Here is a 21,301-nt window from a genome sequence, read left to right as displayed (position 1 = left end):
ATTTAAAAAATGCCAACTTTTACATCTAACGATGCCCAGATCAACTACCAGACCTTTGGTGATGCATCTAAGCCAGCCTTGATTTTTTCTAATTCACTCGGCACCAATTATGGGATGTGGCAAAAACAATTTAATCACTTCAAACAGGATTATTTTGTGATTTGCTATGACACCCGTGGTCATGGGGCTTCATCTGCGCCACAAGGTCCGTATAGCCTTGATCAACTGGGTCAAGATGTTATCAACCTGCTTGATCATTTAAAAATTGAAAAAGCTGCATTCTGTGGTATTTCAATGGGTGGTTTAACCGGTCAATGGTTAGCAATTAATAAGCCCGAACGTTTTAGCCACGTGATTGTCTGCAACACGGCAGCCAAAATTGGTCAGGAACAGGCCTGGAATGAGCGTGCCGCGCTGGTGCGTGAACAAGGCCTACAACCAATTGCATCTACCGCAGCATCACGCTGGTTTACCGAACCCTTTATCCAAAGCAACCCAACAGTAGTTGAAAATCTTCAAAACGACTTGGAAGCTGGCAGCAGCGAAGGTTATGCAAGCTGTTGTGAAGCTTTGGCTAAAGCGGATTTACGTGAACAGCTGAAAGATATTCCTATGCCGGTACTGATTATTGCGGGTCAGCAAGACCCGGTGACTACGGTTGCAGATGGTCAATCAATGCAAGACAGCATTGCTCATAGCCAACTGTTTGAAATCAATGCCTCGCATATTTCCAACGTGGAGCAACCTGAAGCCTTCAATCAGGCAGTTCAGAAATTTATTGCAGCTTAAATAGATGCAAACAAAAAGCCACTTTTCGAAGTGGCTTTTTTACATTCTAAAGATTCATTCAACATCAGGCCCAGATCACTAAAATTGCAGCAATCACCACCAAGACCAATCCCCAATGTTCCGAGCGGGCCAATTTATCTTTAAAAAAATACGCCGAGATCAGCATACTAAACAGAATCTCGATTTGGCCTAAGGTTTTCACCACCGGTACACTCATCATGCTCATGGCAGTAAACCAGCCGAGCGATGCCATAAAACTGCACACACTTACCTTAAAGGTTAGGCCCAGACGTTGCCACATGGCAATTAAAGTACGGCGACTAAACAGCCCCAGATAAAGCAGCATACTGATACACTGGAAACTGATCACCAGCAGTAATACCCATCCTGCACGGTGTAAATTTGGTAAATTTGTGAGCTCTAAACTGGCTTCTCGTACCAGTAGTGAAGTAATGGCAAAACTTAAACCGCTTCCGATGCCAATAGCCAGTGTTTTGGCTGAGAACCCTGCTATCTGCTGGCCTTTACTCAGCAAAAATACCGCATAACCACCCAGTGCCACCCCAATCCAGGCCAGAAAGGACAAATGGTCAGCCAGAAAAGTTACGCCAATAATCGCGGCCAGTATCGCTTCACTTTTAGCCAGCCCTACCCCAATCGCGTAATTTTTTTGCTTAAACAGCTGTACCATCAATGCAGTGGCTAAAATCTGGCTAGAAGCTGCAATCACAATGTAGACCCAGAACTTTGGCGTGAAGTGGACGATATTTTCAACCGGCTTGAAATAATACAGACTGCCGAGGTAAAGAGCAGCAAATGGCAATCCAAAAATAAACCGAGCCAGCGTGACTCCCCAGACATCGACTGTAGTACTCAGCTGTTTTTGAAAGGCATTACGCCAGGCCTGCATAAATGCTGCCATTAAAGTGAAGAAAATCCAGCTTACTGCCATATGCCTAACGCCAGTACAACAAAAGTGAACTCATTCTATGCTCTAGTCGAAGGCATGACTAATTAAAAATGGGATGGGCTTTGATAGCGCAAAGTTTGGCTTGATACCCTGAACCATAAAAAAATATTAAGCACTGGCTATTTTTAGTTTCAAAAAAATAATCTTAAACAGCTTATCAGGCTTATAGTTAATACTAATAATTTCATATATTTACTTACTTTTTACAGCCTTTATAGGCTGCTAAAATTTTATTTGCAGCGGCTTAACACTTTCAATTCGAGGACTTCATTTAGACTTGAAACATGACTTGAAAATATAAGGATGAATCTGTATTTAGTAGATAAAAGTTGCTTATGATGATCTGAAATCAACCCAAAGGATAAATATTTTGTTAGAGACCAGGAATACTACCAATGGTTCATCTACACCTCTCTATCCCATAAAAGTTAATTTAAAAAAACATCAGGAAATAATTGAAGCGGTTTTCAAAATAAAAAACGGCTTATTCATTATGAACAAACCGTTTTCTTGCTTATATTCGCATTAGAGGAAAACCTGAGTCCTCCTCAATAAGAGTTTACTTTGACAAAGTTTTGCCCCGTGCTGCATGCAGTTTTTTGTAGCTATCGATCAGACGTAAATGACGGTCCAAACCTTCAAGCTTCATGCTGGTTTCAGTTAAACCATAGAAGCGGATACTGCCGTCCATCGAGCCGATCACCGCATCCATACGCTCATCACCAAACATACGGCGGAAATTGGCTTCGTAATCATTCAGATCCATGTCATCGTTAAGTTCTACTTCGAGCACTACATTCATACACTGATAGAACAAGCCACGCTCAACGGTATTGGTATTGTATTGCAGGAAAGTTTCCACCAGCTCTTTGGCTTCTTCAAACTCTTGCAAAGCTATATAAATCAGCAGTTTTAATTCCAGAATGGTGAGCTGGCCCCATACCGTATTGTCGTCAAACTCGATACCAATCAAGGTACTAATTTCAGTGTAATCATCTACTTCAACATCTTCTAGACGTTCAACCAGAGCGACCAGCTGGTCTTCATCCAAACGGTGCAAGTTAAGGATATCTTCACGGAACAATAAGGCTTTGTTGGTGTTATCCCAGATTAAATCTTCAACCAGATAAATTTCCGAATAACCCGGTACTAAAATACGGCAAGCGGTTGCACCTAAATGCTCGTACACGGCCATGTACACTTCCTTGCCCATATCTTCCAGAATGCCGAACAACATTGCCGCTTCTTCAGCATTGGAGTTTTGACCTTGGTTGGTAAAGTCCCACTCTACAAACGCGTAGTCAGACTGGGTACTAAAGAAACGCCATGACACGACACCGCTGGAATCAATAAAGTGCTCGACAAAGTTATTCGGCTCGGTTACCGCGTTACTGCTGAATGTCGGTTTAGGCAGATCATTCAGGCCTTCAAAACTGCGACCTTGGAGCAGTTCAGTCAAACTCCGTTCCAAAGCGACTTCAAAGTTCGGATGTGCACCAAAAGAGGCAAATACACCACCGGTACGTGGGTTCATCAAAGTCACACACATTACCGGATACTGGCCGCCTAAAGACGCATCTTTAACCAGTACCGGAAAGCCTTGCTCTTCCAGACCTTTGATCCCTTCAACAATTTTTGGATATTTTGCCAGTACATGTTCAGGCACATCCGGAAGTGCAAGCTCACCTTCTAAAATTTCGCGTTTAACGGCACGTTCAAAAATTTCAGATAAACACTGGACCTGGGCTTCGGCCAAGGTATTCCCCGCACTCATACCATTGGAAAGATACAGGTTTTCGATCAGGTTGGATGGGAAATAAACTGTTTCACCATCAGAATGACGCACAAATGGCAATGAACAGATACCACGCGCAGTATTGCCCGAGTTGGTATCATACAAATGTGTGCCGAGCAGTTCATCTTCAGGGTTATAAATTTCTAAAGTGTATTCATCCAGAATTTCTTTTGGCAATTCCCCATTTGGACCTGGCTGGAACCATTTTTCATCCGGGTAATGCACAAATTCAGCATTGGCAATTTCTTGCCCCCAGAACTGGTCGTTATAGAAGAAATTACAGTTCAATCGTTCAATGAATTCGCCCAAAGCGGAAGCCAAAGCACTTTCTTTGGTCGAACCTTTACCGTTGGTAAAGCACATCGGCGATTGTGCATCACGAATATGTAAAGACCACACATTCGGTACAATGTTGCGCCATGATGCGATTTCAATCTTCATGCCCAGATTCGCCATAATGCCGGACATATTGGCGATGGTTTCTTCTAATGGCAGGTCTTTACCCGGAATATAAGTACTGCTTTCCGAAGTCAAGCTCGGCATCAGCAAAGCTTGAGCATCGGCATCAATACTTTCCACTTCTTCGATTACGAATTCCGGACCAGTTTGAATCACTTTCTTTACCGTACAGCGATCAATGGAGCGCAAAATACCTTGGCGGTCTTTTTCGGAAATATCAGCCGGTAATTCAACCTGAATTTTAAAAATCTGCTTGTAACGGTTTTCCGGGTCGACAATATTGTTTTGCGACAAACGGATATTATCGGTTGGAATGTCACGCGCTGCACAGTACACCTTTACAAAGTAAGCGGCACATAATGCAGATGATGCGAGAAAATAGTCGAAGGGACCCGGCGCTGAACCGTCACCTTTATAGCGGATGGGTTGATCGGCGATTACCGTGAAATCATCGAACTTGGCTTCTTGTCGAAGGTTGTCAAGATAATTGACCTTAATTTCCATGCGAGCACCTAAATATTCTTATGTGTCAGTGCAACACATAAAAACCAGAAAATAAAATATAAGCCGAATTACAGATAAGAAACTGACTTAAAAAATAGTGTGACTAGCGTCATTCGTATAACAAAGCAAACGACTGACCCTAGAAATGATGGACGGTATTATAGAGGGATTTTGCCTGATTGATAACTTTTGTCTGCTGTTGTCGCCTATTCATTAGAAATGCTTAAAATAGGATAACTTAGATCTGGCAGTATCAAGACAATATTTCCAGACACTTTACTAAATATGTAGGTCTTACTCAGGTATAAGTCACGACTAGACATCATGTGGAGCTTCATCATGAATTGTGAAATAAAGTAAATTTCAATCAAATTATGTAGAAAAAGAAAATAAAAATTACACTGAATTAAAGGGTTCCACACATAAGCTCATAAAAATTTCCACAATAGATACCAAATCTTTTAATAAGATTTTAGCTACAAACTGCAAACCTGCATTTTGTGCCTGTTAGAAGTCTGAACTCGAACTACGACTTCAAGCATTTCTACAAAAAAGGTTTACTCAAATCAGTTGAGGTCAAATGATGATAAAAACAACGCTAAGCATAATCGGACTGTCGCTCGTTTCCACACTGGCTCTGGCTGCCGACCCCTTACATGGAAGCAAATGGAAAACGATTGATGATGTGACCAAGAAACCCTTATCTGTGGTTCAATTTACTGAAACATCGAAGGGTGTGCTTTCAGCAAAGATTGTAGATGTATTGGAAGGCACTGAAGGAGAAAAATGTACCAAGTGTAAGGGTAAATTTTATAATAAACCGCTTCAAGGCGTACAGATCGTATCTGGACTGAAAAAAGCGGGGAACAATAGCTATGATGGCGGAAAAATTACCGATCCTAAAAATGGTAAAACTTATAGCTTTAATGCCAAACTCTCTGAAGATGGCAAAACTTTAAATGGTCGAGGCTACATTGGTATATCTGCCCTTGGTCGAAGCCAGACTTGGGTACGTATCCATTAACAACATCAGATTGAATCAATTAAAAGCGACTTTAATCAGTCGCTTTTAATTGCTATAAGAATTTTTAACTTCAAAAAAACCGCCATGGATTTCATAAAAAAATTCTTTTAACTTCTCGAACTGGGTGTTCTTATGAAAATAAGGACGCATAAGTAAAAAATTATAAATTTGTTCCAGAGTACATAATTCATTTTGCATATTCATGCTTATCCACCTATATAAATATTTTTAGATTGATTTAACCAAATTACAAATTAAATTCTATAACAATATTTTTTATAAAGTAATTATGGTTAAATTTTCTACAAACTAAAGAAATTAATAAATCATTTTTTGCTTACAAGGATAATCGATAACAATAAGGCTTATACTTCCTCCTTAAAAAAGGATAATAATTTTCAATTCAAATTTATAATCAAGAAGATGACGTTATTAATCTTTTTAAATATCATTTCAAGATCATGTCTAATAAACACTCCAAGTGAATATCCACTTGAATTATAAATGCAATATTTTTTCATAGAAAAAATATTGCATTGTGACAAATATACGTCAATGTACATTCGTGTAATCAAAGTTATATAAAATGTAACCATGTTATGCAAAAATATTTAATTAGCAAGTTTAATACCTTATTTTTTAACTATATATTCATTAAATATCAATAATTACAATTTATTTTTTGGCTGATTTTGCAAGTATTTTTAATCGGATTTTAAATGTAAAAAAATACTTGGAATGAGACTTTATCTACATTCTAACACCTTAAAATCTATATTTTTTTAATCTCACTCAGGTACATATTTCAAATTAGACAAAAATAAAATAAGCATAAACTATGTAAAATTTATTTATTTTATGTAGCTTTAATAATATTTTTATCCCTCAATTATTTTTTTAATGATATTTATGAATGAATCAAATAACTAATAGGCAGTAAATATGTGTGACTCAAGTTCTTATTATCACTCCGATCAACATTATGCTCATAACTTGCTACAATTTATAATTCCTTATTTATCCCGAGATAAAAAGTATTGTTTATTTCTGGATATTGATGGAACAATCTCAGAATTTCATCCTGATCCCTCTCAAAGTTTTATTTCATTCACCACCTTAAATACTTTACAGCAGTTAAGTCATTTGAATGTTTTGATCATCTTTCTTACCGGTCGTTCAGTCAAGGTTGCCTCAAAACTCCTGTTTCCTTTAAAAATGCCCATAGCAGGTACGCATGGCCTGGAAATAAAAATCGATGACGACACTCAATTCAGTATTGCTACAAATGCAATTCATTTTTCTTCATTACAAGACGATATTCTAAAACGCTGTCAGCCCTATCCTCAATTGTTGATTGAAAACAAAACCTATTCTGTTGCCATACATTATCGTCAACATCCTGAACTTGCTGATATTGCAAAACAAATTACTGAAGAAACTCTAGAAACCTACCCAGAACTGAAAATAAATGAAGGGAAATATGTATTTGAATTGCTCCCTCAACAGGCAGATAAGGGACAAGCGATTCAAACGATGTTGGAGTATTTAAATCTTAATGATGTATTCGCTATTTTCATTGGGGATGACAAAACCGACGAATCTGGCTTCAAAGTTATCAATCAGTTAGAAGGTATCAGTATAAAAGTTGGACCAGAACCTACCCAGGCGCATTACCGACTAAAAAATATTGAAGATGTTACTGATTTTCTTGATTTATTTTCACAATTCTTAGAAGAACATTGTTTGAGACTGTCTCAAGTATCAGAGGGAGAAAAAGCATGTCTAGATTAATCGTATTATCGAACCGTGTCAGTTTACCCAATCCCGATAAATCTACCGCTGGGGGATTAGCCGTGGCCTTGCAAGATGCACTTGCTGATATTGGTGGAATCTGGCTAGGTTGGAATGGTGAAAAAATCGCCAACCATCAAGAGCCGCTCTTTAATCAAACTGAATATAAAGATGTGGAATACGTTACATGTCCTTTAACTGAAGAGCAGTACCAAAACTATTACTGTGATTTTGCCAATAATACTTTATGGCCAGTAATGCATGATCGCGCCGATTTAATTGAATACCAAGCTCAGCAATACACGACCTATCAACAGGTTAATCAGCTATTCGCCAGACAGCTCAAACAAATGGCCGAGCCCGACGATTTGATCTGGGTACATGATTACCATTTTTTAAGTGTGGCGCGTTATTGTCGGGAAATGGGCATGAAAAATAGAATTGGATTTTTCCTGCATATTCCCTTTGCTGGCCTAAAGATCTGGAATTTAATTCCTACCGCACAATCATTGATTCAAGACCTTTGCCAGTATGATGTTGTGGGTTTACAAACTGAACATGACCAGCAGCAATGTATGCAAGTGTGCAGTCATTATCTGGCTACTCAGCCTATCAATACTCACATGTTGAGCTTTAATCATCATCAGGTCACTGTGCAATGTTATCCGATTGGGGTTAACCCCGAACTGATACAAAAAGTCGCCGAGCAAAAAGATGAAAATACTTCCACTATATTTGAATTTGAGAGTCTAAGTGATCAGCAAACCATTATTAGTGTCGATCGCATTGATTATTCCAAAGGGTTAATCGAACGGTTTAATGCCCTGGAAGCATTTTTACAGAGCAATCCTGAATACCATAAGCATCTTACCGACATACAAATTGCCTGTCCCTGCCGTATGGAAATTGCCGCGTATAAAGATTTATTTGAGCATTTACAGTCCAAGGTGGATTTGATTAATCAGGAATTTTCTCAAGATGACTGGTTACCGATTAACTGCACCCATGCCACCATTTCACATGATGTATTAATGAAAATTTATCGGCAAGCCAATATTTGCTGGGTAAATTCTTTGCGTGACGGGATGAATCTGGTAGCCAAAGAGTTTATCGCGGCCCAGGACCCGGAAAATCCGGGAGTACTAATTCTTTCAAAATATACCGGTGCAGCAGCACAGATGTCTGAAGCATTAATGGTCGATCCTGAAAATTGCAGCAGCATGATTCATGCATTAAAAAAAGCCTTAACCATGGCAAAATCGGAACGTTTGGAACGTTATCAGCAATTAATGAATGGCTTAAAAAGTTTTGATATCAATGACTGGCGTAATGCATTTTTAGCCGATCTGAAAGGCGCTGAAAAAGTGAATATCCTCCCCTCATTGACTAAAAAAATCTTGTCAGAAAATTGCGAATTATTAAGTATTTAAAACAAGAATTTTATATTTTTTAGTGATAAAAAACGAGCATATCAACTCTTGAATATGCTCGTTCTATTTTAATAAATTAAATCAAGATATTAAGAAGCTTTGACCTGAGTAAAACGGTTTAAAAAAGCAATGGTTAAAAGCAAAGTCGCAATAAACCCAAAGACGACAGACAAGCCCATCATTTCACTGCTAATCCCAACCAAAGCAGGTCCCAATAAAGAGCCTGTATACGCCATGGTAGAGACACATGACAATGCGGCTGCTTTAGACATGACACTTTGACGGCCCACACGTGAAAACATCACCGGAACAATATTCGAACAACCCCAGCCCAGTAAAGCATAGCCTAATAAAACCACAATCCAGTGTGGAGCAACCACCACCGTAAACAGTCCAAGCGCTGCACAAACTGCACTGTAGATGATGATATTTTTTTCACCCAGAGCCTTAATTAAATAATGACCTGCAAAACGCCCCGAAGTCATGGCAATTGCAAAGCAGGTATACGCCAGACCAGCTAAAGCAGGTTTTACGCCGTATTCATTGATCAGATAAATTCCGCTCCAATCCATTGCCGAACCTTCTGAAAGAAAAGCAATAAAACACACCAGACCCATTAAAATGATTAACGGACTGGGGAATTTTTTGGTCTTGCTTTCAACTTCAGTAGTATCGTTTTTTGCTTCCTTTTCAATGACCGCTAAACTGTTAGGCACAGCCATGACGCTCAAAACCATCAATAAAAGACAAATTGCCAAAGCACTCATCAAGGGGCTCACACCCGCTGCAAGTAAGGCAGTAACAGTCATGACTCCGGCCAGACCACCTAAACTACACATGCCATGAAACTGCGACATCATGCTTTTGGCACTGTTTTTTTCCACAATCACAGCTTGTAAATTAATTGCCACACCCAGGCTACCCGCAGCTGTACCAAACAGGAACAAAGCAATGGCCATGATCAAAATACTACTGCTTAAGGCAAAGGTGGGTAAAACCATGAGCAACAATAAAACGGCTACGGAAATAATGGCACGACACCCCACTTTCTGGATCAGTAAACCTGTTGCAGGCATTGCCAGCATGGAACCTGCACCGATACATAGCAATAAGGTACCAAAATCGGCATGATTCAAATGAAGTCGCTGCTGTGCATAAGGAATCAGCGGAGCCCATGCTGCTGTACTGAGACCTAAACTAAAGAAGCTCAGTAATGTAGATAAGCGCTGTGCAGAGTGCTGAGTTGCATGATCCAGATGTGCTGTTTTAGTTAAAAACATATGTGTGCCACCACAAGAAATAGGTTTTTTGGCCGTCCCTTTCAGGATAATTTCCAGAGAAAAACCCCGGAAGAATTATAGATATTTTCTATAAATCAACCAGGGTTTTAATTTGGCGAAATTATACACAAAAAAAGAGCAAATCAAGCCGATTTTTTAGGAGTTTTAAAAAATATTTTGTAACTGCTGCAAATATCTAATCTCTTTAGGTAAAAGAACAACAAATAATTTAAAACTTCAATTATTTTAAAATAAATTAATATAAAACAATATTTTATGTTTTTTAAAATTTCCACTAAATAATCATATCATTGAAATAATTATAAAAATTTTCTCAAGATTATCTGATCTTTTCCATCGAAGATTTTTATGGCAATTATTTAGAGGAAAAGCCAAATTTAAAATGGTTATTCATTAATATTTTTATAAGATATATGACTAACTACAGAAATCTGCCAAAGATTCAATATTTTAATTTCATAGCAGACCTCTACCTCAGTGCATGAGGCTAGCTTTAGTTCGTTTTTCAGCAATCCTGTCGAGTCATTTTTATGAGGAAGTGGCTCTATTTCAACTTTCCTTTGAAAAGTAAAATGATCATTCAACTATCTCGATGACCCGATAAAAAAGCCCTATAGTTTTACGCTACAGAGCCGGTTTTTAAACTTCAAGATTTTATTTATTTTTAGAATAATGATCTTCAATGAGACAATCTTAACCTTCTACAGATTCATTTTTTTATGCTCTGCATGGGGCTCATCCGTTTTACCGGTAAGACTTCCTTTCATCACCTTAAACAGTTGGGTCATTTTATTGTCTGTGACATTCCAATACTCGGCACTGACGGCTTCCGCAACCAGAACCCGTACACTCGGATCATCTCTTCCTTCGAACCAGTTTTCAGCCGATGAGTTCCACAGTTCATCAATCAGGGCTGAGTTTGTACTGATATGTGCATGTGCACTAATTGACACATAAATGCTATCTGAAGGTTTAGCGAAGGACAATCCAATCTGATTACGTCCAGATTCAATCGCATTCACCAGATCATTGGTATTTTTCAAAATAAAGTAAAGGTTCTGGCTTTCATTCATGCGTTCAGAATTAAGCATAGTCATGGGTTGTGCATGGATTTCCTGGGATTCAGTACTATGACTGATCATTGAAAATCGTATCTCTTTAATCAGTTCCCATAATTTTTCACGATCTTGATTATCTGTCATCATTATTCTCCTGCAATAGACCTAATAAATAAACTCTCTAATTTTGTGCTTAACTTCTGTTCAAGATTAATTATATTTTCCAGTTTTAATATCCTATCTAACTGATTTTATACATTTGCATAATAAAAGCTGTTAGCAATGATCAAAAGAATTAACGAAGACCAATTCTGTTACATTCAGCTGGAAAGGTTTTCAGATTCTTGAGATAAATAAGAATAAAAATGAGATATAGGCAAAAAGAAGCCCCTTGTAACTCACTCGGGGCCGTTTGAAACTTGCTTTAAACTAAGTTTGGTTTAGTTATTGATGTCTTTTATTTTATAGTGTATGTACAGTTTTTTATACATACTGAATTAACCGATACTTGTTGTTGAGTGATCAAATGAATGGCTCTCCTCTATAAATATGGTGATTTAAATACAGCAGGAACTATGCCAAAAAATAAAATGAATGATTTCTGAAAAATAAAAAATCCCAGATAAAAAGATGAGACATTTTAGTAGAATCAACCCGTTTTTGAACTCAATGTTCATATCTTGGTATTAGGCTGTTGCACCAAATTGTTCCCTTAGTTTTTGGTCTTACAAATTTTTGACCTGATCCGGTTCATTAAAGGTCACACGGTAATTTTGACGATGGTTTGGCCAAAAATCTGTAATTGTAAAATGTTGGATTAAACGGTTACCCTCAAGACAATGCCATTTTTCTCCCAGTGATGGCTATAAGTATATTACAGCACCTGCCCTGTTTTTCACCGTTTCCCCTTTCTCAATAACATAGGCATCATTGTTATTGCCATCGTTGATCAGTATTCAGCGCATGAAATAGATGAAATTCGAGCGAACGTAGAATATTTCATTAAAGATTTTGAAGCCTTATTAATTTTTTTCAGCTAAAAAATGTCATGAATCATTCATATTCATGACATCTTCTGTAGACGTAGGTGTATATGATTATTTTGCTTTCTTATAGACCGAGCCTGAACCCACCAGATTGCCGGTTTTCTCATCAATCGCAAAATCAACCATAGCCGCACCAGCATTGACCTCAAGAAAACCATTCTTGCCCACTGAGGCAGGTACAGGATTTTTCTTTTCAGTTTTACCCGTCGCTTTATCTTTAATAGTATTGGTAATGAAATAATTGTCACCATTCTTGGAAATGACTAGGATATTTTCCAGTTTTGGATTTTCCAGGGTGTTTTTCCAGTTCCCCTGATAATCCGGTGCTTCAGTAGTACAAGCAGTTAACAACAGTGCTAATGAGATTCCTGAAAAATATTGAAGATATCTCAAAACTTAAGACCTTGAATGTTACGACGCGGTCATTATAAAAAGAACCCTCTGAGGGTTAAGCGAGATCTTGTAGGCAAAGCGTTTCAGCCGTAATGAGTCTGTCTTGTCTTCGTCATTTTTTTGAAAACTCTCTCCACATTTCATTCATAAAAACTTAATTTAGAATTAGATTAGAAATTAAAAAACCCATCATAAGATGGGTTTTGTTTTATACATTTAGCTATCTTTATGCAGTTTTATGCATGTTTCCAGTCTCTTCAAATGTTGCATGCCAAGACAAGGCTTCTTCAAGAAGATGTGGGGTTTGTCCACCATGCTGGCAAGCACGTTCAAAATAATCATTCAGTTCATCGCGATAATCAGGATGCGCACATAAATCGATAATCTTGCGGGCACGCTCACGCGGAGCCAGACCGCGTAAATCTGCCAGACCGTTTTCTGTCACCAAAATATCAACATCATGATCGGTATGGTCAGTATGGCTAACCATTGGAACTACAGATGAAATAGCCCCACCTTTGGCGACCGATTTGGTCACAAAAATTGCTATATGGGCATGCCGGGTAAAATCACCTGAACCACCGATACCATTCATCATTTTAGTGCCGGTGACATGGGTAGAATTGACGTTTCCGTAAATATCAAACTCCAGTGCGGTATTGATGGCAATAATCCCCAAACGGCGAATGATTTCAGGATTATTGGAAATTTCCTGCGGACGCAGCACAATCTTGTCTTTGTATTGTTCAAAATTCTGCATCACATGTTGTGCACAAGAATCTGACAAGGTCATTGAACAACCTGAAGCAAAGGTCATTTTACCTGAATCAATCAACTCAAAGGTACAGTCCTGTAACACTTCCGAATACATTTCCAAGTCATGAAAATTGGAATGTTCAAAACCTGAAAAAACCGCATTGGCAATCGAACCGACTCCAGACTGTAATGGGCCCAGATTTTCCGGTAAACGTCCAGCTGCCACTTCGCCTTCAAAGAACTGAATCAGATGTTTGGCAATAGCCAAAGTATCCTCATCCGGTTCATCCATGTTAAAAGAGGTATCAGGAATGTCATTCAGCACAATCGCTGAAATTTTTTCCGGACTGACCTGAATTCCTACGGTACCAATCCGGTCACCCACATGAATCAACGGAATCGGTGCGCGGTTCGGACGGGCTTTCGGTACATAAATGTCATGTACGCCTTCCAGCACCGGATTAATGGTATTGTCAATTTCGACAATCACATGATCTGCCATTTCCACAAAGTTGGCCGAGTTACCGCATGAACCGGTTGGAATAATCTGCCCATCTTCAGTAATCGCCGTTGCTGCAATCACCGCGACATTAATCGACGGCAAGTTGTGATGACGGATGTTATCGGCCATTTCAGACAAATGCTGATCGATATACATCACCTCACCAGCATTGATGGATTTACGCAGACCGGGATCAGCCTGATAAGGATAACGGCGCTCAATTGCATGAGCTTCATTTAAACGGCCATCAATTTTATTGCCCAGGCTGGCACCTGTCGCCAGGGTAATTTTCAAGGGATGCTCTTTGGCATGTTCAGCCAGCGCCAACGGTACTGCTTTTGCCTCACCTGCACCACCAAAACCACTTAAACCGACTACAGCACCGTCTTGAATCAATTTAATCGCTTGTTCAGCAGACATAACTTTGTCGCGAAGGGAGACTAAGCGAATGCGATCTAAACCATTCATAATAAAAATCTCAAAAATAAACATATTGTTTTTCACCATCCCGGCGTGCTGGAATGGTGGTTGTTATTGCTTATTAAATTCTAATTCGTTACTTATCGCTCTACGCTGATAGAGACTTTTTAGATCAGCTCGACTGCAACAGCAGTTGCTTCACCACCACCAATACATAAACTGGCAATGCCTTTTTTACCACCGGTACGTTTTAGGGCATGTACTAAAGTCACGATAATACGTGAACCTGATGAACCGAGTGGATGACCCAATGCACAAGCACCACCATTGATATTCACTTTTGCTTCATCCAGATTGAACGCATCTATCGCAGCCATCGCCACCATGGCAAATGCTTCATTGATTTCCCAAAGATCAACCTCCTGAGCATTCCAGCCGGCTTTTTTCAATACTTTTTCAATCGCACCGACTGGTGCAATACTGAATTCTGTAGGATGTTGTGAGTTGGAGCCATAAGCGACAATTTTTGCCAGTGGTTTTAAGCCCCGTTGCGCCGCAATTTCCTCTGAAGTCAGCACTAAAGCCGATGCACCATCTGAAATCGAACTGGAATTGGCGGCAGTAATGGTGCCATCTTTTTTAAATGCAGGACGTAAAGTTGGAATTTTATCGGCCTTGGCATTCAGCGGTTGTTCGTCTTGCTCAACAACTACATCACCTTTACGTGAAGACACGGTTACAGGCACGATTTCTTCTTTAAAATAACCATTGTTGATGGCAGTGACCGCTTTATTCAACGAGCTGATTGCAAAGGCATCTTGCTGTTCGCGGGTATAACCTTTTTTATCTGCCATTTCTTGTGCAAGAATACCCATAGAAAGACCGGTTTCAGCATCTTCCAGACCTTCCTGAAACATATGATCGGTGATTTTGCCATGTCCCATACGATAACCGGAACGCGCCTTGTCCAGTAGATATGGTGCATTACTCATCGATTCCATACCGCCTGCAACTACAATTTCAGCAGAACCGGCTTTAATAGCATCAGCAGCCTGCATCACCGCTTTCATGCCTGAACCACAAATTTTATTAATAGTAGTTGCACCCGTACTGTCAGGTAAACCTGCCTGACGCATGGCTTGGCGTGCCGGACCCTGTTTTAAACCGGCCGGAAGTACACAGCCAAAAATTACTTCATTAATATCTGTGGGTTGCAAGCCCGAACGCGCTATAGCTTCTTTAATAGCTGCTGCACCTAAATCTGGTGCTGTACATGGAGACAGTGCTCCTTGGAAGCCACCCATTGCTGTACGAACACCATTTACAATAACAATCATTTTTTCCATCCTAATTTATCAATCTTGTTGTGTGACATGAGCTATACCTTCAGCTCATGTCATTTCCATCTTTATTAAACCCTGTATTAAAGCATCGTGCCAAACTTAAGATTGGGCAGTAAAGTATTCCTCTGGTAACTGCATCACTACATCGGGACCGGCTTGAATACGTTGTACACGTGCAGCCAGGTCAGGTAAAACTTTGGCTACATAATACTGCGCTAACACCAGTTTGTTCTGGAAGAACGCTTCCGCTTTTGGTTGAGCGGCCTGGCTAATACGCGCATACATATAGACAAAACTGAGTAATCCCACTACATGCAAGTAATCCACTGCTACAGCATTAGATAACTCTGGCGCCGTTTTTGCCTGATCCACAATGAAAGCGGTAATGTCTTCAACCTGTGTACACACATTTAATGTAGCGGCTTTAATTGGCAAGGCATCATCTAAAGCTTGTGCAAACTCACGAATTTCCACAATGTATTCAGCAAGGTATGCACCACCGCATTTGATGGTCTTACGGCCAATCAGGTCAATCGCCTGAACGCCGTTGGTGCCTTCGTAAATTTGGGAAATACGCAAGTCACGAATACATTGTTCCATGCCCCATTCACGAATATAACCGTGACCACCAAACACCATTTGTGCTTCCAGGCTTGAATCAAGTGCCTTGTCGGTTAGATAAGCTTTTGCAATTGGGGTAAGCAATGCAACACGGTCATTCGCTTTACGTACTGCTTCTGCATCGGTGGAGTATTTGGTAATGTCGAGCTGTTGTCCCACATAAACCGCAAAAGCACGTGATGCTTCATTGTTGGCACGAGCATTCAGCAACATACGACGCACATCGCCATGCACTAAAATAGAATCGGCTGGTTTTTCAGGCGCTTTTGCACCGGTTGCCGAACGGCCCTGCAAACGGTCTGTGGCATATTGTGCAGCATTCTGGTAGGCAAACTCAGCCGCGCCAATCCCTTGGATCCCCATAGATAAGCGTTCGTAGTTCATCATCACGAACATGGCCGCCAGACCTTCATTTTCCTTACCCACGATATAACCTTTGGCACCATCAAAGTTCATCACGCAAGTCGCAGATCCCTTAATCCCCATCTTATGTTCGATAGAACCGGCAGATACGGCATTACGTTCACCCACCGATCCATCTGCATTGACATGGAATTTCGGCACGATGAATAAGGAAATACCACGTGAGCCAGCTGGTGCATTGGGTGTTTTTGCCAGAACTAGGTGAATGATGTTTTCAGACAGGTCGTGTTCACCACTGGTAATAAAGATTTTTGTACCGGTAATATTGAAAGAGCCATCTTCATTCGGTTCTGCTTTGGTTTTGATCAGTCCGAGATCTGTACCAGAATGCGGTTCTGTCAGACACATGGTACCTGACCATTCACCAGTGTAGAATTTTGGTAGATAAGTCTCTTTTTGTTCTTGGGAAGCACGGTCATTAATCGCCATACCTGCACCCACAGTCAGTAATGGGTAGAGCATAAATGAGGGGTTCGTACTCCAGATCATTTCATCAGCCAGTACCGTCAGCATTTTAGGCATGCCCTGACCGCCCCATTCTTCAGGTGCCCCCAGACCTACCCAGCCACCTTCGGCAAACTGTTTAAATGCTTCTTTAAAACCTTTAGGTGTAGTCACCACGCCATTATTAAACTGTGCGCCGCCTTCTTCATCACTGCTGCGGTTTAGATCAAGGATGACGTTTTTAGAAAACTTGGCCATTTCCTCTAAAATCGCATTCGCCGTTGCCATATCTAAATGAGCGAGGTTTTCATTACCCTGCCAGAATTCATCTGCCTTAAATACATCATTTAAAATAAATTCCATGTCTTTAAGGGGTGCGTTATAAATAGGCATATTGCTTTCCTTATGTGAAGACTTCGCATTAAAAATAGTGAAGTGCTTTTTAAAGTTGTAAGAACCTATACTGAAATAACGGATTTATTCTCACATACATCTCTCTAAGTAAAATTTGACCATTCGCGCAGTTTGCAACATCCATGAAGAAAAAAATGAATGTAGCGAGAATCAGGTTTAAAAACTTTACTCATCAGCTCGAGTGCTCAGAATCATTTCATCATTACTATTATGAGCAACGAATAAAACATGGTTTCTGTAAATCACTTTAAACTGAACCACTCACCATCAAGCCTAAGCTTAAATATGTGAATGAAATACGGTTAAATCAGCATATCTGCTCTTTGCGTTTTATGGGTTAATCCCTTTTTTCAACGCAAAAAGACAATAAAATAATTATGCGGTAATTGGAATTTTATTGATGATTATTGACCTCTCAGGTTCTCACTGATTGACTTTTATTTTGTGCTATGCAATTGCAAATCTAAGCTGATTTAATGTGCTTCGTTAACCATCAGTTTATATTGCCTCTCTTGCATTAAAACAAAAAAGTGCTTTTTATTTTCTTATGCTAAAAACAAAGCAGTGCTTTGTTTTTAGCTCATATCAGACATTAGTTGGGTTGTCATAGGCTTGATATCGGTATATTTTAAATTGGCTTTTTTTATGTCTTTCTGGGACTTGCGATGAATACGGTACGCCAACAAAATTTTCAATTACGCAAAGAGAAAATTTTAGCCATGGCAGAAACACTGTTGCTGGATAATAATCAGGACATTACCCTGGCAGAACTTGCGTGTGAGCTGGATATTGCCAAAGGGACCATTTATAAACATTTTAAAAGCAAGAATCAGCTCTATTTAGAACTGATCATCTTGAATGAAAAAAGATTATTGGAAATTTCAAAAAAATATAAAAATAATATTAAAACCTATGTTTCACAGTACATGCTCTACAACATGTTAAATTCCAACCGGACCATTTTATTGCATGTGATTGAAGAACGCTTAACCAATAATGAACGCAAGCTGAAAGAATTATTTGAACAGCTTTATCGGGTACGTGAAGAGCGGATTATTGAAATTAAGGACATGACCGACGAATATCTAAAATCCTTCAATAGTGCCATGTCGATTCGCGACTATTTGTCTTATATCTGGACGGTCACCTATGGTGCTTCCTTGTTGCTCAATTCAACCCATTACCAGAAAGCCATTGGTTCACGTGAACGCCTGATTAAACTGTATATTAACCAGGCCTTAATGACCCCGGATAAAATTTCTTGATGTCCGGGTTTCAATAAATCAATTATTGATGAATGATTTTATGCATAGGGTCATCCAGGTCATTCATTTTCGAGAACAATTCATAACACATCTGCCGCAGCCATTGATGGCTGGTCTTGTGATGGCAGGACATATGCCAATATTGCTTGACTGCATAGGTGGGGAAAGTAATCGGTGCATCAAAGATCTGTAAATTGCCGCGCGACAATAACACTTCACTTAAATAATAAGGTACGGTCGCAATTGCATCGGTTTCCTGTACCACTAGCCCAACGCCCAGATAACTGGGCAAGCGCATCAAGATATTACGTTTCAGTTCTAAATTTAACAATTCATTTTCAATATGATAATGCCCCATTCCGGCATCAATATCGATATGGGGTTCATTGATATATTGTTCAGTGCTTAGACTGTTTTCGCTCAGCCGCGGATGGTTTTTGGATGCAATCACCACATAATATTGCTCAAACAGTTTTTGCTGATAAAAACCATTTTCCAGATGGGGTAAAAAACCAATCGCCAGATCAATTTCTCCATTGGCCATTTGATAACTGGTTTCAGAAGTAATGGCGCGAACATTTAAACGAATATTTGAAGCATGCTGTTTTAAATATTGGGAAATTTTAGGCAATAACACCAAATGCGACACATCGGTCATGGCAATAGTAAATTTCTGCTGTGAAGTAGTCTGGTCAAAATCAACGGTGAAATTATTGATGATTTCAACTTTACTTAAGGCTTCACTGACCAGTGGAAACAGCTGTTTCGACAGTTCAGTCGGCACCATTTCATTGCCGATTCTTAAGAAAAGCGGGTCATTATAATGCTGACGAATTTTATTCAGGATATTACTGACTGTGGGCTGACTCATGGCCAGATATTCAGCCGCGACAGAAACACTTTTATATTTATAAATATAAAGAAAAACGCTGAGTAATTTACAGTCGAGCTCAAACACCGATTCAAATCCCTAAATCTTTAATTTGTAGAGGCAATACATCATCTGCCTTTTGAGTGCTATTTCCAATGTCCATTTATACCGAAATAGCATGCCATACGAATAAGCTTTGGCTGAAGCTTATAAAATAAATTCTATCAATAAAAATCAAAATAACATAACAGACCGCTTTCATCATGGTTGACACCCTCTTTTTATTTTTCTCCGTAAGCAGAATTGAAATGTATTTCAAGTCTGTGTAAGAAAAATCAAAGGGATGGATGAAAGAGGTCTAAAGAAGCAAATCACTCAAACGGTTTGACTTAAACCTGACTGCCTCAAATTTAAGTCAAACCTTAACGTGTGAGCAATTAATCTGCTGAAATATCTTCAAACAATACTGAAGATAAATAGCGCTCACCGGCATCCGGTAAAATTACCACAATGTTTTTACCGGCATTTTCAGGACGTGCTGCCAATTGAGCTGCGGCTGCCATGGCTGCACCACTTGAAATACCCACCAGAATACCGTCATGGGTTGCTGTTTTGCGTGCCCATTCAATAGCTGTATCACTTTCAATAGCAATGACTTCATCCACTAAATCCAGATCCAGGTTTTTCGGAATAAAGTTGGCGCCAATGCCCTGAATTTTATGCGGTCCCGGAGTCAATGGCTCGCCACGTTTCGTCTGACCAATAATCGGTGATTCCGCAGGTTCCACAGCAACCGAATAAAGCGGCTGATTTTTTACCTGTTCAAAATAACGTGAAATACCGGAAATGGTGCCACCCGTACCGACGCCAGACACTAGGATATCGACTTTACCGCCAGTAGCTTCCCAAATTTCGGGGCCTGTGGTCTGTTCATGGATTTTCGGGTTGGCCGGGTTTTCAAACTGTTGCGGTAAAAAATACACATCCGGTTGTTCCGTGGCTAAACGTACTGCTTCATCGACCGCACCTTTCATGCCTTTGGCCGGTTCAGTCAGTACCAGATTTGCACCAAAAGCCTTCAGCACCTTACGGCGCTCAACACTCATGCTTGCAGGCATGGTTAAGGTAATGTCATAACCTTTGGCAGCTGCAACAAATGCCAGTGCAATACCGGTATTACCACTGGTTGGCTCGACAATATGCATGCCCGGTTTAAGCAAACCTTTTTCTTCAGCATCTACAATTAAAGCGGCACCTACCCGGCATTTCACCGAGAATGCCGGATTACGGCTTTCAACTTTTGCCAATACGGTTGCATCGGATGAAATGGCACGATTAATACGAATTAAAGGTGTATTGCCAATCGCTTCAGCATTATCACTATAAACCGCTATGGCTAAATTGTTCGGTGCTGGAAAAGCAGAATCAGTACTCATTTTAACTCCTTGAGCTGTCTTTTGATTTTAAAGTCATGCGCTCATCATAAGCCATTTAGACCTTCAATATAAGTTTTTCTATTGCTATGCTTATTCAACTTAAGTTGTGATTTCAATCTAAAAAACAATGCTTTTTAAACCGATAAGCTTGTAATATTGACCAAAGAGTTACCACTTAAATGACGTAATTGTCATCAATAAAGTTTGTATTTATTCATGCAATTGCACACAATATCCAGCAAATGA

General features: G+C 39.6%; 15 protein-coding genes. 5 read left to right on the top strand and 10 right to left on the bottom strand.

What is annotated here, in order from left to right; genetic code table 11:
- Positions 1-9 precede the first annotated feature (9 nt).
- The gene (pcaD, locus tag FTU91_RS03750) at positions 10-789 is read left to right on the top strand and encodes a 3-oxoadipate enol-lactonase (protein ID WP_180081021.1); all 780 of its coding nucleotides are present in this window, start codon (positions 10-12) and stop codon (positions 787-789) included.
- Between the two features lie 64 nt (positions 790-853).
- Here the strand turns inward: pcaD and FTU91_RS03745 are convergent, their stop codons facing one another.
- Together FTU91_RS03745 and FTU91_RS03740 are read right to left on the bottom strand one after the other, a co-directional pair.
- Positions 854-1,741, bottom strand: a complete 888-nt coding sequence (locus tag FTU91_RS03745) for a DMT family transporter (protein WP_180042566.1) — start codon at positions 1,739-1,741, stop codon at positions 854-856.
- Between the two features lie 577 nt (positions 1,742-2,318).
- Positions 2,319-4,517 (bottom strand): OsmC domain/YcaO domain-containing protein, encoded by a 2,199-nt coding sequence (locus FTU91_RS03740; protein ID WP_180042567.1) that lies wholly within the window; start codon positions 4,515-4,517, stop codon positions 2,319-2,321.
- 583 nt (positions 4,518-5,100) lie between these two features.
- Here FTU91_RS03740 and FTU91_RS03735 point away from each other — a divergent pair.
- From FTU91_RS03735 to FTU91_RS03725, 3 genes are all read left to right on the top strand, one after another.
- Positions 5,101-5,541 carry a DUF2147 domain-containing protein gene (locus FTU91_RS03735; protein ID WP_180042603.1) on the top strand — a complete coding sequence of 147 codons (441 nt, stop codon included), beginning with the start codon at positions 5,101-5,103 and terminating at the stop codon, positions 5,539-5,541.
- Positions 5,542-6,483: 942 nt separating this feature from the next.
- On the top strand, positions 6,484-7,332 hold the full coding sequence (gene otsB, locus FTU91_RS03730) for a trehalose-phosphatase (RefSeq protein WP_180042568.1): 849 nt from the start codon (positions 6,484-6,486) through the stop codon (positions 7,330-7,332).
- Positions 7,320-8,762 (top strand): trehalose-6-phosphate synthase, encoded by a 1,443-nt coding sequence (locus FTU91_RS03725; protein ID WP_180081019.1) that lies wholly within the window; start codon positions 7,320-7,322, stop codon positions 8,760-8,762. The genes otsB and FTU91_RS03725 overlap by 13 nt, the downstream gene beginning before the upstream one ends.
- A gap of 89 nt (positions 8,763-8,851) precedes the next feature.
- On the opposite strand, the gene FTU91_RS03720 is transcribed toward FTU91_RS03725, so the two are convergent.
- The 6 genes from FTU91_RS03720 to FTU91_RS03695 all read right to left on the bottom strand — a co-directional run bounded on the left by FTU91_RS03720 (position 8,852) and on the right by FTU91_RS03695 (position 17,462).
- On the bottom strand, positions 8,852-10,042 hold the full coding sequence (locus FTU91_RS03720) for an MFS transporter (protein ID WP_180042570.1): 1,191 nt from the start codon (positions 10,040-10,042) through the stop codon (positions 8,852-8,854).
- Between the two features lie 722 nt (positions 10,043-10,764).
- Positions 10,765-11,265, bottom strand: a complete 501-nt coding sequence (locus FTU91_RS03715) for a pyridoxamine 5'-phosphate oxidase family protein (protein ID WP_166170009.1) — start codon at positions 11,263-11,265, stop codon at positions 10,765-10,767.
- Between the two features lie 953 nt (positions 11,266-12,218).
- Positions 12,219-12,560: a hypothetical protein gene (locus FTU91_RS03710; RefSeq protein WP_180042571.1), complete on the bottom strand. Its 342-nt coding sequence runs from the start codon at positions 12,558-12,560 to the stop codon at positions 12,219-12,221.
- A gap of 226 nt (positions 12,561-12,786) precedes the next feature.
- Positions 12,787-14,286, bottom strand: coding sequence for an acetyl-CoA hydrolase/transferase family protein (locus tag FTU91_RS03705; RefSeq protein WP_180042572.1), 1,500 nt, complete (start codon positions 14,284-14,286; stop codon positions 12,787-12,789).
- 119 nt (positions 14,287-14,405) lie between these two features.
- The gene (locus FTU91_RS03700) at positions 14,406-15,575 is read right to left on the bottom strand and encodes a thiolase family protein (RefSeq protein ID WP_086197079.1); all 1,170 of its coding nucleotides are present in this window, start codon (positions 15,573-15,575) and stop codon (positions 14,406-14,408) included.
- Positions 15,576-15,680: 105 nt separating this feature from the next.
- A complete protein-coding gene (locus FTU91_RS03695; RefSeq protein ID WP_086196959.1) occupies positions 15,681-17,462 on the bottom strand; it encodes an acyl-CoA dehydrogenase C-terminal domain-containing protein in 1,782 nt (593 codons plus the stop codon).
- A gap of 686 nt (positions 17,463-18,148) precedes the next feature.
- Here FTU91_RS03695 and FTU91_RS03690 point away from each other — a divergent pair.
- Entirely contained in the window at positions 18,149-18,748 is a 600-nt protein-coding gene (locus FTU91_RS03690) for a TetR/AcrR family transcriptional regulator (RefSeq protein WP_086196960.1), read from the top strand.
- A 22-nt stretch (positions 18,749-18,770) separates the two neighbouring features.
- Here the strand turns inward: FTU91_RS03690 and FTU91_RS03685 are convergent, their stop codons facing one another.
- The gene (locus FTU91_RS03685; protein WP_086196961.1) at positions 18,771-19,706 is read right to left on the bottom strand and encodes a LysR substrate-binding domain-containing protein; all 936 of its coding nucleotides are present in this window, start codon (positions 19,704-19,706) and stop codon (positions 18,771-18,773) included.
- A gap of 350 nt (positions 19,707-20,056) precedes the next feature.
- Positions 20,057-21,055 (bottom strand): cysteine synthase A, encoded by a 999-nt coding sequence (gene cysK / locus FTU91_RS03680; protein WP_180042573.1) that lies wholly within the window; start codon positions 21,053-21,055, stop codon positions 20,057-20,059.
- Positions 21,056-21,301 lie beyond the last annotated feature (246 nt).

Source organism: Acinetobacter sp. YH12201 (assembly GCF_013418145.1).
GTDB lineage: Bacteria > Pseudomonadota > Gammaproteobacteria > Pseudomonadales > Moraxellaceae > Acinetobacter.
The sequence above is the reverse complement of the archived record's forward strand: the minus strand, read 5'-3'. Positions and strand labels throughout refer to the sequence as shown.